General features: G+C 66.1%; 15 protein-coding genes and 2 pseudogenes. 10 read left to right on the forward strand and 7 right to left on the reverse strand.

What is annotated here, in order from left to right; genetic code table 11:
* Positions 1 to 59 precede the first annotated feature (59 nt).
* Positions 60 to 1216 (reverse strand): annotated as a pseudogene (locus IPM43_02885) (IS3 family transposase).
* A gap of 206 nt (positions 1217 to 1422) precedes the next feature.
* On the opposite strand from IPM43_02885, the gene IPM43_02890 reads away from it, so the two are divergent.
* The 3 genes from IPM43_02890 to IPM43_02900 all read left to right on the forward strand — a co-directional run bounded on the left by IPM43_02890 (position 1423) and on the right by IPM43_02900 (position 3215).
* Positions 1423 to 1743: a helix-turn-helix transcriptional regulator gene (locus tag IPM43_02890; GenBank protein ID QQS25342.1), complete on the forward strand. Its 321-nt coding sequence runs from the start codon at positions 1423 to 1425 to the stop codon at positions 1741 to 1743.
* A 556-nt stretch (positions 1744 to 2299) separates the two neighbouring features.
* Positions 2300 to 2650: a nuclear transport factor 2 family protein gene (locus IPM43_02895; GenBank protein QQS25343.1), complete on the forward strand. Its 351-nt coding sequence runs from the start codon at positions 2300 to 2302 to the stop codon at positions 2648 to 2650.
* Positions 2651 to 2915: 265 nt separating this feature from the next.
* The gene (locus IPM43_02900) at positions 2916 to 3215 is read left to right on the forward strand and encodes a hypothetical protein (GenBank protein QQS25344.1); all 300 of its coding nucleotides are present in this window, start codon (positions 2916 to 2918) and stop codon (positions 3213 to 3215) included.
* A 389-nt stretch (positions 3216 to 3604) separates the two neighbouring features.
* On the opposite strand, the gene IPM43_02905 is transcribed toward IPM43_02900, so the two are convergent.
* The 3 genes and pseudogenes from IPM43_02905 to IPM43_02915 form a co-directional block, all read right to left on the reverse strand.
* The gene (locus IPM43_02905) at positions 3605 to 5377 is read right to left on the reverse strand and encodes a serine hydrolase (GenBank protein QQS25345.1); all 1773 of its coding nucleotides are present in this window, start codon (positions 5375 to 5377) and stop codon (positions 3605 to 3607) included.
* A 290-nt stretch (positions 5378 to 5667) separates the two neighbouring features.
* Complete coding sequence (locus IPM43_02910) at positions 5668 to 5841, reverse strand: ferredoxin (GenBank protein QQS25346.1); 174 nt, start codon at positions 5839 to 5841, stop codon at positions 5668 to 5670.
* Positions 5842 to 5899: 58 nt separating this feature from the next.
* Positions 5900 to 6388 (reverse strand): annotated as a pseudogene (locus IPM43_02915) (site-specific integrase).
* A gap of 187 nt (positions 6389 to 6575) precedes the next feature.
* On the opposite strand from IPM43_02915, the gene IPM43_02920 reads away from it, so the two are divergent.
* Entirely contained in the window at positions 6576 to 7178 is a 603-nt protein-coding gene (locus IPM43_02920) for a uracil-DNA glycosylase (GenBank protein QQS25347.1), read from the forward strand.
* Positions 7179 to 7587: 409 nt separating this feature from the next.
* Entirely contained in the window at positions 7588 to 8913 is a 1326-nt protein-coding gene (locus IPM43_02925) for a DUF1254 domain-containing protein (protein ID QQS26311.1), read from the forward strand.
* A gap of 55 nt (positions 8914 to 8968) precedes the next feature.
* Here IPM43_02925 and IPM43_02930 read toward each other — a convergent pair whose 3' ends face one another.
* Positions 8969 to 9406, reverse strand: a complete 438-nt coding sequence (locus IPM43_02930) for a type II toxin-antitoxin system VapC family toxin (GenBank protein ID QQS25348.1) — start codon at positions 9404 to 9406, stop codon at positions 8969 to 8971.
* 2 nt (positions 9407 to 9408) lie between these two features.
* Positions 9409 to 9687, reverse strand: coding sequence for a type II toxin-antitoxin system prevent-host-death family antitoxin (locus IPM43_02935; GenBank protein ID QQS25349.1), 279 nt, complete (start codon positions 9685 to 9687; stop codon positions 9409 to 9411).
* A 289-nt stretch (positions 9688 to 9976) separates the two neighbouring features.
* Here IPM43_02935 and IPM43_02940 point away from each other — a divergent pair, with 289 nt between their 5' ends.
* The gene (locus tag IPM43_02940; protein QQS25350.1) at positions 9977 to 10264 is read left to right on the forward strand and encodes a hypothetical protein; all 288 of its coding nucleotides are present in this window, start codon (positions 9977 to 9979) and stop codon (positions 10262 to 10264) included.
* Between the two features lie 49 nt (positions 10265 to 10313).
* Here the strand turns inward: IPM43_02940 and IPM43_02945 are convergent, their stop codons facing one another.
* A complete protein-coding gene (locus IPM43_02945) occupies positions 10314 to 10925 on the reverse strand; it encodes a hypothetical protein (protein QQS25351.1) in 612 nt (203 codons plus the stop codon).
* A gap of 581 nt (positions 10926 to 11506) precedes the next feature.
* Here IPM43_02945 and IPM43_02950 point away from each other — a divergent pair.
* The 4 genes from IPM43_02950 to glsA all read left to right on the forward strand — a co-directional run bounded on the left by IPM43_02950 (position 11507) and on the right by glsA (position 15681).
* Positions 11507 to 12361, forward strand: coding sequence for an alpha/beta hydrolase (locus IPM43_02950; protein ID QQS25352.1), 855 nt, complete (start codon positions 11507 to 11509; stop codon positions 12359 to 12361).
* 169 nt (positions 12362 to 12530) lie between these two features.
* Entirely contained in the window at positions 12531 to 13763 is a 1233-nt protein-coding gene (locus IPM43_02955) for an FAD-binding oxidoreductase (protein QQS25353.1), read from the forward strand.
* 16 nt (positions 13764 to 13779) lie between these two features.
* On the forward strand, positions 13780 to 14403 hold the full coding sequence (locus IPM43_02960; GenBank protein QQS25354.1) for a hypothetical protein: 624 nt from the start codon (positions 13780 to 13782) through the stop codon (positions 14401 to 14403).
* 195 nt (positions 14404 to 14598) lie between these two features.
* Positions 14599 to 15681 (forward strand): glutaminase A, encoded by a 1083-nt coding sequence (glsA, locus tag IPM43_02965; GenBank protein QQS25355.1) that lies wholly within the window; start codon positions 14599 to 14601, stop codon positions 15679 to 15681.
* Positions 15682 to 15716 lie beyond the last annotated feature (35 nt).

Here is a 15716-nt window from a genome sequence, read left to right on the forward strand (position 1 = left end):
CACCCGTTGAAGCGCCCCGGGATTCGTGGAGGCTCTCGTGTGCCCCGGGTTTCGCGCGGTCAGCTGGCTTGATCGCGGGCGACGTTGCCGGCGTGGCGTAGCTCGTATTCGATCGGGCTGAGCATCCCGAGCGATGAGTGCCGCCGTTGCCGATTGTGGAAGATCTCAAGGTACTCGAAGATGGCATTGGCCAACTCGAGCCGGGTGTTCCACCGCTTGCGGTTGAGCAGTTCGACCTGCATGCGCGCCCAGAATGACTCCATCTGACCGTTGTCGTAGCAGTCCCCGATCGAGCCCATTGACGGCACGAGACCGGAGTCGAGCGCTCGGCGGGTGAATGCCCAGGAGGTGAACTGGGTGCCGTGATCGGAGTGGATCACGACACCTTCGGCTTGTCGGTTCTCGATCGCCATCCCGAGCGCGCTCACGACCAGATTCGAGGTCTGTGATGAGTCGATCGACCAGCCCACGACTCGCCGGGAGAAGGCGTCGAGCACGACCGCGCAGTAGACCTTGCCCTCGCGGGTGCGGTGCTCGGTGATGTCAGTCAGCCATAGCCGGTTCGGCTCGGTCCGGGCGAAGTCACGGTTCACGAGATCCTCGGCCGTTGGCGTGTTGGGAATCCTGCGGAACTTGGGTCGGCCAGGCAGCCCTACGAGCCCGAGCCGGCGCATCACCAGTTCGACCGTGCAGCGCGCGACGGTCATCTGCCGTCCGAGCGTGAGCTCGGCATGCACGCGGCGCGCACCGTAGGTCTGGCGGGACTCGGCATCCACGACACCGATGACGTCAGCAATCAACGCGTGACGCACCGAGCGTGCTGACGGCTTGCGCGTGCGCCACGCGTAGTACCCCGATACCGAGACCCCGACGACACGGCAGGCAACCTCGACGGGGAGATCCTCGCTCACGATCTGGGCGATGACCTCCCATCGCCTTTTGGGTTGGTCTGTGCCTTCAACAGCTCGTTGGCCCGCTTCGTGATCGCGAGCTCGGTCTCGAGGTCGCGGATGCGCTTGCGGGCCGCCGTCAGCGCGGCGAGCTCGGCGGTCGTGACACCAGCGACCAGGCCGCGATCGATGCGGTCTTGCTTTCGCCAGTTGTAGATCGTCTGATCCGACACACCGAGCTGCGCGGCGATCTCGGCCACAGGCCTGCCAGCCTCGATCAGATCGAGCACCTTGCGACGGAACTCGACCGGGTACCTCCTCGGCACGATGACCTCCTCATCATCAGTGCCCGAGATTCAAGTATCCCGACCGCGCGATCCCCGGGACAGACCACTCTCCCACGACAACGGCATCAGCCGATCAGTTGCTGGAGTTCGCTCGCCTCCTGCTGGCCAAGCAGCCGTCGACCTGAGTGCCGTTCGGGCCTAGGCCATCTCATCGCCAACTATATCGGTACCGGTATACTCGAACCATGGCGTCTGAGACCTACTCGCGACACCTCATCCGGATGGCGCGCCGCCAGGCCGGCCTGACTCAGACCGAGCTCGCTGAGCGCGCGGCCACGAGCCAGGCTGCTGTCTCTGCGTATGAGTCGGGGCGTCGGTCCCCGTCGGTCGACACGTTGGTGCGGATCCTCGCTGCGACCGGTCTCGAGTTGCGGATGCGCCTGGCCCCGCCCGACACGCACACCTCATCTCTCGCTGCAGCGGAGGCGCTGCTGCCCGCCGAGCAGCTCGCCGGCCAGCGCGAGCGCGATCGCGCACGGCTCGCGCGGCACCGGACCAGTGCCTGAGCTCGACCCCGGCACAATCGTCCGCGTGCTGAACAAGCACGACGTGCGATACGTCGTCATCGGTGGCATCGCCGCCGAGATCCAGGGTCACCGGCGAAGGAACCAGCGAACGTACCGAATCGTTCGTTCGCGGCATCCTCGCGTGGCGGAAAGACCAGGACGGAACTTGGCGGGTCGCTCAGGAACTCCTGCACCAGGATCCGGATCCCCAGCGCACGACGTGACTCGTCTCGAACAGTCCGGCCCGGGGGTCGCGGCCATCGTAGTTGCGCACCGGGACGGTGAACGATGCAACCGGTGCGCCCTCGCTGGTCGGGAGGCCAGGCAACTCCCGCCCCGGCCGCCCGATAGGAGCGGCGAATCCTCGAAGCAAGCCCATTCCGACCGCAGCGGATGACGATCGGTCACCGCCCCGTTCGAGACTATGCAGCGCGTTGCTTGGGCCGGACTGTGCGGCTCGGAGCTTGTGCATCCGGCGGGTTACGGCACTCGCGCTAGGTTGCGGAAATCCGTACGTGTCGAAAGGACCCTAATGAGCGCACGAGAGCCGGCCGAGGTGAGCACACTGTTCGAGCGCTGTTTCGCCGACGGTGATCTGGAGGGTCTCATGGCTCTGTATGAGGACGATGCCGTCTTTCCTACGCCGCATGGCACTTCGACTGGGCACGACGAGATCCGTGCGACGCTCAAGGCATACCTCGATTCCGGCGCCAAGCTGACGTTTGGCGAGTCTCTTGTCTTCCCTGCCGGGGACCTAGCGCTGATCCACACGCCGTGGACCATGCGGATGCCTGATGGGTCGAGCCCTGAGGGGGCAACTGCCGAGGTCGTCCGCCGTCAGCCTGACGGCAGCTGGAAATACGTGATCGACAACCCCGACGGGACAGCACTGCTCCATCATGAGTGACGGGAACCGACACCGAAGCCGGTGTCGTCTCGACTGAGTGTTCCGTCCCCATCGGTATGACGGTGCGGCGGCGCTTCACGGTACGAACGGCCGCACGATCGTTCAGCGCCGGCGTTCTCCGGCGAGGGCGTCAGGAGTCTCGACTCACGATGAGCCGTTGGCCGTCGGGTGCGATCGAACCGCAGCAGCGATCCGGCGCTAGATGTCGCTATCGAGCATGCGGTTGAAGCCACCATCTGCAGACTCCGCCGCCTAGCGTTGGCGCATGTACCGCGCATTGGTGATGTTCCCCAAGTCAGCCGGTCCGGCGGAGGTAGACGCTCTGATCGAGGGCATCGCGTCGTCGTTCAAGGCGAGTGCAGGCAGCCAGCCGATCACGCGCAGCGTGGGCTCACTCATGGGTCCGGGAGCCAAGTCCGGAAAAGCGGGCTGGATCCTCGAAGCCGACTTCCCCACCCTCGAGGATGCGATGACGGCGCTGGACGCCGAAGACTTCCAAGACGTGAAGGCGGCTACCGAGACGCTGACTTCCACCATCCTCCTATTCGAGATTGAGAAAGTGTGAGCGCCCCCGAAGTGCCGGTCGAGGACGCTTCGACCGGCCAGGGCAAAGACACGTGATGTCTTTCGTGAAGTCGTGAGCGCAGAATCGTGTCATGGATCGAGCGAGTCGAATTGACACCGACCCCCGTCCACCGGCGAACTGCCTGGTCAGCGCAGGGCGTTCTCCGGCGAGGGCGTGTAAGGGGCGTGCGAGAGCCGGAGTCGATCTCGAACGCAAAGAGATCGTGCCGGGAGCCGCCCGGGCGATCGCCCACGAACCGGCAGTCCGGAAACCGGACGCTAGGCGCAGCCCTCGTTACCCGGCACCCCGCCGAAGGCACACCGCGGTCGGCGGAGCCGTCAACCGGCAGCGGTGTGGGGCGCCGTCTCGGCGTCTTCGGCGTGGCGACGTCAGGAGTCTCGACTCACGATGAGACGTTGGCCGTCGGGCGCGATCGAAGCGCAGCAGCCTTCGATGACGACTGCTTCGGTCATGCCGTCGAGCTCTACTGCGACGACCGACTCGTTGTCGCGTGTCAGCAGGATGGAATGCCCGTCGGGTGACCAAACGGGGAAGTCGCCAGGCGCAACGTCGATGTGGTCGCCGCTGTCGAGGTTGAGGATGGCGACGAACGGTTCGTCGTTCCGCTGTGTGACGTACGCGATGCCGTTGCCGTCAGGCGACCACTCGGGCCAGGCGAAGTCGCCCTCGGCCAGCAGCTCGGCTTCACCCGTGCGGACATCCGTCCACCACAGGTCACCGAAGCGGTCACCTTCGGTTCGGGTGCGGGCGAACACGATCTTGTCCTGATCGGGCGACCAGCTGTGGCCAAGCACGTCACCGAAACCTTCGGTGAGCGGCCGCGCCTGCTCAGTCGTGGGAGCGAGCAGCCACAGGTCGTACTCGGGCAACGGCATGCGAGTCGGCGCCCCGCGGTCGCTGGCGAACGCGATCAGGGTGCCGTCGGGAGACCATCGGGGCAAGACATCGGCCGCTCCGTCGTCGGTGAGGCGGCGGACGCCGGTTCCGTCGGCGGTGGCCAGGTAGATCTCAGGATTCAGATCGTCCGCAGCGCCGAAGGCGATCTGTCTGCCATCCGGCGACCAGTCTGTGAACACTCCCGACGACGGCACCGGGAGAACGGCTTCAGCGCCGAAGTTCTCGCGAACGATGAGCGACCTGGACCCACAGGAGGACTCCGCCGACGTCGGTGCGTCGCTCACCGTCCGCAGCACGGCGTCGACGACATCCAGGGTTGGCAGCCGTCGCTCGAAGACGGGGCCGACCTCCTGGGTGATCACGACGACGACATCGAGGTCGGGTACCACGGCGATGGCCTGGCCGCCGTAACCGCCCGCCGACCACACGTCGTGACCCGCGACGTCCGACGTCGTGATGCCCATACCGGCGCCCTGGCGAACGAGGCTCGTCGACGTTGCGGCGATCACCTCATGGCACCCGAAGTCGCTCCGGACCTCCGCCATCGCCTCGATCCACGCCGACGGCACAAGCTGTTCGTCTGCCCATCGGCCCTCGTCGAGGAGCAGCTGCCCGAGACGGGCGAGCTCACGCGGAGTCAGGAACGCGTAGCTACCGCCGGTCACGTTGCCGTAGGGCGTCTCGTGCCAGTGATCGACCGAGACCTCCATCGGGCCGAGGATCCGCTTGTGGACATATCGACAGAACCCGCCCGGCGCTCGGCGATCGAGACCGAGGGCGACCATCTCGTAGTTGTCGGTCACGTAGGCGTAGGTGCTGCCCGGCTCGGCCGCGAGCGGAGCGTCGGCGACGACCTCGGCCGAGAACGGCTCAGTGGCTTCGGTCGCCAATCCGCTGCGCATCGACAGCAGCTGTTCGAGCGTGACTCCAGCTGCGGGGTGCCCGGCGGTCTCGTCGACCCACTCCCCCAGGGTCGTGTCGAGCCCAGCGACGATCCCGTCGTCGGCCGCGGCCCCGATTGCCAGCACGGTCAGGAGCTTGGTCGTGGAGAAGACGTTGTGGGCATGCGCGGCGTCGCCCCCGTTGAAATACTCCTCCACGACGAGCTCTCCTCGGCGGGCAACCAGCAAGCTCAGCACCGTCGAGCTCAGCCCCACATCGTGTACAACCGACTCCAGTCCCGTCGCATCGAACCCCTCCTCGCCTGGCGCGGTGGCTGGCCAGTCGAGGACCTCGTCATCCACATAGATGTCGTCCGCCGGCGTCGGCGCGCCCCGCTCGTCGGCGCGCTCGTTCTCACACGGCTCATCCGCCTGTCGCAGCCGCGACGATGCTCCTGTCGAGGTCGGCGGAACGCCAACCTCAGCTGACGGTTCGCTCTCGGGGCTGCACGCCGCAAGGGTTGCCATGGCAAGCACCGCAGCAACCAAGCGGCGCGGGGTTCGACGAGGAGCGGGCACGGTCGGCAAGACCGTGCCCGGCCGGTCGGTTCGTCGAGCCCGTCCGAATTCGTGATCGACGAAATGCGGAGCCATCAGATGTCGACGATCTCCGCGTCGACGATGTCCGCGTCGTCGGCGTCGCTGATGACGAGCCCACCGTCATGGACGTAGCCGATGCCGTCATCGAGGACGATGAGAAGGTCGGGGCAATGATCCACGCACAGCCCCGCTCCCGTGCAGCAATCCTGATCGATCCAGATCCTCATGCGGATCCCTCCAGCGAGATGGTACGTCTGCGACCGCCGGACCGGGGTCGGCCCACGGCTAGTTGGCCAGGATCGCTCCCGCCGCGACGAGCGTGACCGTCAGCGTGGTAAATACGACGAACGCTGTGCTGGCAACGCCAAGACGGTCCGTAACCAGGTCTCGGCGATCTTGGCCAGATGGCCGTGACGTCACGCAGCCAGGCGATCGTTCGAGCCCGTGAAGCGGGCTACGGAGAACGCGGTGCCCAGTCCACCTGACAGGTTGCTCACCACGCTCTCGTGCGACCGGATCCGTTCGGCTGACGTCGTCGCCACCGACGACGAGCCCACCCGGGTTCGAGCCGATCCGGCCGTCGATGTGAGCGAAGCGGTAGAGGCCGCACACCGTCGCTAGCCGACGGTCGATCGTCGAGGCGGCGAGACCGCGTTGTTCCATGTGATGCCGGAACAACTCGATGTGCCGACGCGTCGCCGCCAACACCTCGAGACCGACCGAGACGGTCGAGGCGAAGAAGAAGCCGAGATCCTGCCGGTACGCCTCAAACGTCCGACCGCTCTAGCGAGCTAGGAACGCCACCGCGGCCAGCTCCGCTTCGTCCACCTTCCGCTGAACGAGTACCTGATGCAGCCCGATCCGATCCGATGACATGAGAACCTCCCGAAGGTCGTGGAAACCTTCGCGGGGCTACGACCGTCAACCGGCGTTATGGGATAGTGCACGTAGCCTCGATTGCGTGGCTGCGGAGATCGACGTTGATCCTGCCCGCGAGTGGACGCCTCTCATGCCAAGGGCGCCCGAACGGGTCACGATCGCGGTGATCTCGGAGTGCGCTGCGCCCGACGACAGTGACAACTACGGGGCGTCAGAGCAGTCGCTCTTCGACCGTACGACACTCGGAGCATTCGCCGCCGCGGGACTGACGTGCGCGTCGCTCACCGAGCTCCGCGACCACGGTGTGCACATGACAGTCGCGGTCCGCCACCCAAAGACCGCCGCGACGATCCGAGCGTCGACCATGAAACAGTACGCCGCAACGCTCGCAGACGAACTCGCACAGATGCCCAACGCACGCGTCTACGTCCTCATGGGCGACGTCGCCATCGCAGCGGTCAACAACATCGCGCGGCAACGAACGGGCCAGCGCGTGATCCCAGCCGGTTCCACCTATCGGATCCGCGGCGGCACCTACACGCTGGATGGAATCCGCGTGATCCCGTCATACCTGCAAGCCGGGCCGGCGTGGTACGTCGAAGCAAGCAAACGTCAGATGATCGCGGAGGACCTCGCGGCAGCACTGCGTATCGCCGGCATCATCGCCAGCGAGGACCACACCTGACGATCTGCCCGACCGGGCAGGATCAGGTTCGGCGTACGTCCCCGAAGTGCCGGTATGGGATGCTTCGACAGGCTCAAGGCAACAGGCTCGTGATGTCGTCCGTGACGTTGCGACCGCATGTCCGTCTACCAGGTCTGTTGCGAACGTCACGAGGGCGTCTGGCGCCCCCTTGCAGGAACCTCACGCATGCTGACCAGGGGTTTCGTGGCCGAAGTGCAGGGGGGCTCCACCCCCGTCCATGGACGACTCCCTGCTCAACGGCCGTGAGCATCCGGGAAGGGCGTGCGGAGGGCGTGCGAGTGGACGGCTCGACCGACGTCAGCTTTGCTGCGGTCGACCGATCCCGTGACGCAGATGTGTCGACTACGCGTACGGTGAGGTGTCAGTTGGTCGACGCTGAAGGGTGTCCGTGATGATCGAGGTGCAAGAAGCGGTCGAGTTGTACATCTACGGCTATCCGCTCGTGTATTGCATCGACGAGATCGTCAAGCTCACCGGTCCCGAATCCACGGTGGTCGCGGGTGGGACGCCGTTCAACAGTTTCGGGTTCGCCCGTCATCTGCTCGGCCCCGACGCCAAGTTCGTCTCGCCGAACAACGACACGTTGTACGTGATGGCTCCGCTCGACGTGAGCGGCGGTCCGCTGTTGCTGCACACGCCCGACACCGGCGACCGCTACTACGTGTTGCAGTTCGTCGACGCCTGGTCGAACAACGTGGCATACGTTGGGCGACGCGCGACTGGGACGGCTTCCGCCGATTGGCTGCTCGCACCGTCGGGATACACCGGCAAGGTTCCCCCGGGCGCGACGGTGATCGAGCTCCCATCCGATGTCGCGGTGATCGTGGGGCGGGTGCAGGTTGACGGTGAAGCCGACCTGACGGCGGTCCACGCTGTGCAGGATCAGTTCACGCTCGCCCCCATCCGTGGGAACACCTCGACCGTCGGGGCGCCGAGCATCGACGCAGGTGTGTCCGACGAGCTGGCGTTCTGGGAGCGGTTGCGCGTGTATCTACGCGCATTCCCTCCGCCGGAGGGCGACCGCGACTTCGTGAACCTCGCAAGCAGGGCTCGCCTGCTGGACGAGACGTCATCGTTCAAGGACCCTGACCCGGCGCAGACCGCAGTGCTGACCGAGGGCGCCGCCACGGCCAAGGAGCTTCTCGAGTCGCTGGTGTCAGGCGGCGGTGGGGAGCCCGGCGCGTGGACGTCGGCGCTACACATGTTCGACTACAACCTCGATCGCTGCGGGCCCGGGACGATCGACTCGCCCCAATGGAAGATCCCTGACCGCAAGAAGGCCTACATCACCCGCGCGGTCGCAGCTCGAGCCGGGCTGTGGGGCAACCACGGATACGAGGCCGACTACGAGATCGTCCACCAGGACGACACAGGCCAGACGCTCAACGGCGCCAACCGTTATGAGGTGACGTTTGACCCGCCGCCACCCGCCCACGCGTTCTGGTCGCTGACCATGTACGACACCCCCGACTACTACCTCGTCGACAACCCGATCGACCGATACTCGATTGGTGACCGCACCCCCGGCCTTCGCTATGCCGACGACGGCTCGGTGACCATCTACCTCCAGGTCGATCGGCCCGACGCCGACAAGGTCGCCAATTGGCTACCTACTCCGCCTGGCGACTTCCGGCCGATTCTGCGCATGTACGAACCCGGCGCGGCCGTACTCGACGGCACGTACCCACTCGCGAAGATCAGACGAGTCGACTGACCGCTCGACCGCCATCCTGCTACGCCACGACGTTGCCGAACGCGAAGGAAGGGCGTCACCGACGCTCGAGGGTGGCTGGAGCGACCGAGAGGCCGACCGCAGCGGCGCCAGCGTGCAGGCGCTTGTCCCAGACCGCGACCGTGAGATCTGCCGAGGCAAGTGCGAGTGCGCTGGCGAGATGGACGGCGTCGGCCCCGCGGAGCTGATGAGTCGCTGCAAGGGAGCCGGCAGCCCGCTCGACGTCGGCTGACAATTCGACCGGGCGCATCGACGCCCAGAACAGCTCCAAGTCAGACCTCGCCGAAGACACTTCCGATTTGGTCAAGTCGCGGTTCCGGCCGGCCGCCTCGAGCGCTGCGCACACTTCGGGATAGGCCAGTCGACTCGACAGCGCCACGTCACAAGCGTTCCACAACGTGGCGGCGATGTCGGAGCCGATCTCGTCGAGTACGAGCTTGACGAGAGCGCTCGAGTCGAAATAGACGAGGGCCACGTTCAGCGACGCTGCTCGCTGACGATGTCCGCGACCGGTCGCTTCGGCGTCGGCCGGTGTCGGTCACCCGCGACCGGCCGGGTCGATCGGGCCGGGCGACTGATGACGCCCTGCGCGGTCAAGCGCTCGATGACCGGAGTCGAGTCGAGAGCGACGATTCGCGCAACCGGGGTTCCTCGATCGGTGATGATGACGTCGTTTCCCGCGCGTGCCGCCTCGATCCACCGACCGAGGTTGGCTCTGAGCTCCGTGACTGCAACGTCCACGACGCAAGTGTACATCCCAGTGACCCACGATTCGTACAGATGGCTACTGCACGTTCCCGCTTCGCTCGCATCACATGCAATAACGTGTTCGTCGCGCGGCGAAGCACGCTGGACGGGACGGAACTCAGTGACGAAATACGAACTTCGGTCCGACGAGGCAGTGCTCCTTCAAGCTGAAAGGGTGCAGCGACGCGAGGGAAAGCGCGGCGGGTCAGACGGGCTGATCTTGACTAACTTGCACCTCATCGTCTTGGATCGCGGTGTCCTTGGCAGGACAGAGGCTGAGTACCTTCCGCTCAGCCGGGTGAAGGTGGTCGACGGCCAATCTCAGGCGCTCGCTACGAAGAGTCGTGGCGGCCAACCGCAGCTGGAAGTCTTCTTTCTCGACCGGCACGAGGTGTTTACGTTTCAATCTGGCGGCAAGCGCGCCGCCGTGAAGTGGGCCAACGCCATCAACTCGACGGTGACCGGACGCGGGGCCGAGGTACAGAAGCCGGCAAACCTGGCCCTTCCAGGCACTGAACTGGTTGTCGAGACTCTGAGAGACACCGTCGGCCAAGTGATGAGGACTCTTCGCAACAAGAAGAGCTGAGCTGAAGCGCACCGCTTAGAGTGTCAGCTTTCCGCGACGCGCCGACGAACTACTTCCACCCCTTGCGGGTCTGCGGGAAGATGGCCCGGATGTGTAAACTGGTCGCTCCTGAACTCTGCGACCCTCCGCCCAGGTCAAAGCCGAGACCCTTGAGCTGGAGCCCGAGGCTGCCGTCGACTGTGTGACTGCGGTTGCTCTTGATGTTGATATCGACGTCAATCACACCATTCTCCAGAACATTGGCCACAGCAGCGGCGAAGCCAGGTTCGTCGGGCCAGCGCAGTGGCCGAGGGTCGCGTGGTGCGCTGCCCGCGCCCGTGTGCCGGTAGTCGAAGCCACTGTTTTCGAGGCGCTGCTGAGTTAGTTCTCCCCGATTCCTCCTATCGATCTTCGCGCGGAAGCCTCGTCGAGTGGTGACCTCGCGAAAGGTTTCGCAAGTGATCGAGGATGCCCCGAGCGCACTCATGATCCGGAGTGCCTCGTTGTATCGGTCCCGGAGCGACCACTCGTCGTACTCACCGAACGGAACGAGGAGCGATCCAGCCGAGCTTGGCGCTCGAACGTAGACCAATGACGGTCGGATTGCACCTTCGGTCGACCTCGACTCACCAGCCAAAGACATGGGCAGCTGGAGAACCTCCACTTTGCCCTTCAGCGGCACCTCGTCCCCCTCGTAGTACGCGACAAGCTGGCTCAACCTTCCACCCCCCAGCAGCGCGGCCCCGCCAGCGCAGTCACGGGCGCAACAGGCGTCTGACGTCCGACCATCGGACGCACCCTAGATGACCAATTCCGGACCCTCGGTGGTCGCAGGCGGCGAAGGAGGTGCTGCAGGATGCGGGCGGCGACGAGTTGGAGTCCCCTCTCGCCAGGTTCTGCCGTCAGCGCCGACCAACCTTCATGGGGCGATTCCCCCCAGCTCCACGAAAGGGCCCCGTGAGCCGAGCTGGACCCCGGACGGAACGCGGATCATTGCTTCGATCGGGGCGGTCGAAAACGGCCGAGCCGTCGACGTCAAGATCGCGTACGTCGACCCGGTCACCGGCGAGATCGACGAGACGGCCGCCCCCGGAGCGATGCCTGCACTCCAACCCTGAACAGATCTCCCGATCATCGCTCGAACCGGGTTCGGACATCGCCCAGCGCGATGAGTCGACATGGGGGAATGCGATCTGCACTGGCATACAGCGCGGATCGGTCGGCCAGCCTGTCAGAATTACCTTGGCGAGTTGAGGGGGCACGGTGCGCGTCGATATCGGTGGCGGGGTTCGGTTGTACGTTGACGTGACGGGCTTCGCGCTCGTACCGGTCGATGGCAAGTTGGTGGAGCGGCCGACGTTGCTGCTGTTGCACGGAGGGCCAGGGCTCGACCACGCGACCTACAAGCTCGGATTGCACGAGCTGAGTGACGTCGCGCAGGTGATCGTGTACGACCACCGCGGGCAGGGGCGCAGCGACCGGCGGGTTCCGGAGGAATGGAATCTCGACGTTTGGGCCGACGACGTCGTTCGACTCTGTGATGTGTTGGGCATCGACAAGCCGTTCGTGTTGGGCAACTCGTTCGGTGGGTTCGTCGCTCAGCGGTACATCGGACGTCATCCCGAGCATGCCGCCGGTGTCGTGCTGGGTTCGACGGTGGCGCGATGGGATCGCGAGGCGGTGCTGGCGAAGTTCAACGAGTTGGGCGGGGAGACGGCGGCCCAGGCGGCGGCGGCATTCTGGGCGGAACCGACCCCGGAGACACGTGAGGTGTACCTCAGCGTGTGCGGTCCGCTGTACACCCAGTCGCCCGGCAACACCTTCGAGATGATCGAGATGATCAGGACCCCGGAGCTCTTCGCGCATTGGAATGCGGGCGAACACCAGACGATGGATCTCCGAGCCGATCTCGGACGTGCCGAGTGTCCGGTGCTCGTCCTCAGCGGGGCGCACGATCCGGTCTGTCCAATGTCAGGTTCCGAGGAGATCGTCGAGTCGCTCCCGGCGCACCTCGTGCAGTTCGAACGCTTCGCGCACAGTGGCCATGGCGTCTTCCGCGATGAACCCGCCCGCGCCAAGGCAATCCTGCGCGACTTCATCACACGCGAACACAGGTAAGGCCTACGTGACGTCGCGACGCATCGTTCGAACGACGCCGGCGGCTAGCGGGACCACGACCCAGAAGAGGCCGTAGACCGTCCCTGCAATAACTCCGCGTGTGTCACCATGCTGTGAGCGGCGGATCGTGTCATATGCCATAGCTCGGAGCTGCCAGAGGAGGGTCGCCATGGACTTGCACGATGGCGTGCCGTTCTGGCCGCGCCGCGACGGCATCCTCGGCGTCTGTGGTCGCTTGGCGGGCGATGCTCGGTGTGACGTCCTCGTGGTCGGTGCCGGGATCACCGGCGCACTGACCGCGCTCGAGCTGTCCGGTCGTGGCCTGGACGTGGTTGTCGTGGATCGCCGCGACATCGGGGGAGGCAGCACGTCGGCGAGCACGTCCATGCTGCAGTACGAGATCGACGAGCTGCTGATCGATCTCATCCGAGTTCTCGGAGTCGACGATGCGACGGTGGCTTACAGGGAGTGCGGGCGCGGGATCGAGCTCGTCGAACGAGCGACCCAGACCATCGGGCAGATGTGCGGCTTCCGACGGTCGCCGAGCGTGTTCATGGCGATCAGACGGGCCGATGTCGCGACGCTGCGGGAGGAGTTCGACGCGCGCCAGGCGGCCGGCTTCGAGGTCGAGTGGCTGGATGGGACCGTGCTGCGCGAGCGCTGGGGACTGACCGGGGTCGCGGCGATCGAGTCGGCGCTCGGAGGATCGGTCGACCCGTACGCGCTCGCCTTCCAGGCCCTCGGCGTGGTTCGCCAGCGCGGCGGTCGGGTGTTCGAACGCACCGAAGTCGATCGCTTCGAGTTCTCCACCCGACGCGCCGTCGTGACCACTGGCGGCGGAACGATCACCGCCAAGCACGTTGTGCTGGCGACCGGGTACGAAGTGGCCGAGCTGCTCCCGAAGCTGGCGTTCAGCTTGCACACATCGTTCGCGCTCGTCTCCCAACCGATCGACTCCCTGAGACGGCATTTCCCGGACGGCCTCCTGTTCTGGGACTTCGACGACCCCTACCTCTACGGACGAACGACCGACGACCAACGGCTCTTGATCGGCGGAAAGGACGAGAACTACCGGGATCCGCTCCGACGAAGGCGGGCGCTGCCATCCAAGACACGTGCTCTCGCCGCGGCGATGTCTCGACGGCTCCCGGATCTCGGGCCAGTCGAAGTGGCTTTCAGCTGGAGCGGCACGTTCGCCGAGACGCCCGACGGCCTCGCCTACATCGGCTCCCACTCGCAATTCCCGCGCTGCCAGTTCGCGCTCGGGTTCGGTGGCAACGGGATCACCTACAGCGCTCTCGCGGCGCAGTACATCGCCGATGCCCTCGACGGCAGCGGAGTCGACGACGCGGCCCGGCTCTTCCGACTCGAACGACCAATCAAGAAGCCGAGCGTCGGGTGAGCACCCAGGCCGGAGCGTGAGACCGCAGGCCACACGACCATCCGCCGACACTCCCAAGGCGGCGGACCAGGCGAGCCTCGACCTCTACTGGATCCCGCTGGGTGCCGGCGCCCGCGTCGTTCGGGCCAGCGGCCGGGCCTACGAGTCGATCGCCGCCCTGGTCCAGCGCCGGCTTCGATGCGATCTCTACCACTCGGCACTGGTCGCCCACCTGCCAGAGGGCACCGTGGTCGTCGAGATGACCCCGGTGCCGGCCGCTGCCGGCGATCGCGGCGTCGTCGGTCACGGCGCCGTCGGGGACCGCCTGCTCGGACGGTTCCGCATCTTCCGCTACGAGATCCGCCGCTGGCGGGGTGGCACCATCCCCGACCTCGGCTTCGCGGTCGCCAGCCCGGTTCGCCTCACCACCGACGAACGTGACGTGCGCGACGCCCTGCAACTTGTCGAGCAGGTGCCGACACCGGTGTGGGGCCGCGACGAGTTCGGCGCGGGCGAGATGTGGAACTCGAACTCCGTCGTGTCCTGGGTGCTCCAACGCGCCGACCTGATCGAAGCCGTCGGCGGGCCGCCGACGGGTGGGCGGGCGCCGGGCTGGAGCGCCGGAGTCGTCGTCGCCCGTCGCTACCCGGTCACCCCTTGAAACTGGCGCGACCCGCTTGCTCCCGAACGCATGACGGCGCTTCACCAGCCCAAGCGCAAGTTCGCCGACGCTGCCCATGGATAAGCTCTCGGGAAATGGTTTCGCCCCCGTGGACCGGCCGCGGTCACACGGACGACATGCGTTCGTCGGGATGGTCGAGTTGAGGTGGCTGGGACAAGCGATCGATCGCCCGCCATGCCAATCTCGTCGTCCCAACGGTTGGCGCTCGGCGTGACCGATCCAGGCATTCCCGCCGACGCTTCGACCGGAGTGCTGGCCGGAGGTCTCGCCCCGCTGTCGGCCCACCCCCACGTCTCGTCGGGGTCGCTGCCGACGCCCGATCGCCTCATCGAGGCCGTGGAGGCGACTCTGGCGACGGTGCGGCAGGACAATCGCGGTGCCCTGTCCACGGTGTATCCGGCGTTGGCAGCGGCGAATCCCGATCACGTGGCGATCGCCCTCGCCGGAGTGAGTGGTCGGATGGTGAGCGCCGGCGACGACCACGTCCGGTTCACCATCATGAGCGTCGCCAAACCCTTCGTGCTCGCACTTGTGGCCGACGCGCTCGGCCCGGAAACGGTTCGGCAGCGGATCGGAGTCAACGCCACGGGGTTGAGCTTCAACTCGGCGGAGGCCATCGAGCGGATGCAGGGTGGGCGGACGAACCCGATGGTCAACGCCGGCGCCATCGCCACGGCGGGCATGGCTCCGGGCTCCGGTGCCGAGGAGAAATGGGAGTTCATCCTCGACGGCTTGTCGAGGTTGGCGGGTCGGCGCCTCGAACTCGACGAGGACGTGCTGGCGTCGGCGCGGGCGACGAACCACCAAAACCGGGCACTGGCCAACATGCTCCACACGCGCGGCGTCATTCGGTGCGATCCGGACGAGGCCGTCGACGTCTACACCCGTCAGAGTTGTGTGGCCCTCGACGTGCGCGACGTCGCTGTGCTGGGGGCCACCATCGCCAACGGCGGCCGCAACCCGATGTCCAATGACCAGGTGGTCAGTGCCGAGACCTGTCACGACGTGATGGCGGTAATGGCCACGGCCGGGCTCTACGAGACCTCGGGTGATTGGTTGTGGGATGTCGGGCTGCCGGGCAAGAGCGGGATCGGCGGCGCGATCGTGGCCGCGTCGCCCGGCAAGGGCGGCTTGGCCACGTTCTCTCCGCTACTCGACAGTGCCGGCAACAGCGTGCGCGGCCAGATCGCCGCCAAACTGCTGTCACACGAACTCGGACTCGACGTCTTCGCGACCCGGCCGAGCTCACCCGCCTGACGACGGTATTTTTCGTCGCGACGAAGCGATTCGGA

It is taken from the genome of Actinomycetota bacterium (genome assembly GCA_016700055.1).
In the GTDB taxonomy this organism is placed as follows: Bacteria; Actinomycetota; Acidimicrobiia; order Acidimicrobiales; family Ilumatobacteraceae; genus Kalu-18.

What these genes read in the sequence shown, in the direction of transcription:
- IPM43_02890 (QQS25342.1), top strand. Translation starts at nt 1,423, where the DNA reads ATGGCGTCTGAGACCTACTCGCGACACCTCATCCGGATGGCGCGCCGC.
- IPM43_02900 (QQS25344.1), top strand. Translation starts at nt 2,916, where the DNA reads ATGTACCGCGCATTGGTGATGTTCCCCAAGTCAGCCGGTCCGGCGGAG.
- IPM43_02910 (QQS25346.1), bottom strand. Translation starts at nt 5,841, where the DNA reads ATGAGGATCTGGATCGATCAGGATTGCTGCACGGGAGCGGGGCTGTGC.
- IPM43_02935 (QQS25349.1), bottom strand. Translation starts at nt 9,687, where the DNA reads ATGTACACTTGCGTCGTGGACGTTGCAGTCACGGAGCTCAGAGCCAAC.
- IPM43_02955 (QQS25353.1), top strand. Translation starts at nt 12,531, where the DNA reads ATGGACTTGCACGATGGCGTGCCGTTCTGGCCGCGCCGCGACGGCATC.
- glsA (QQS25355.1), top strand. Translation starts at nt 14,599, where the DNA reads ATGCCAATCTCGTCGTCCCAACGGTTGGCGCTCGGCGTGACCGATCCA.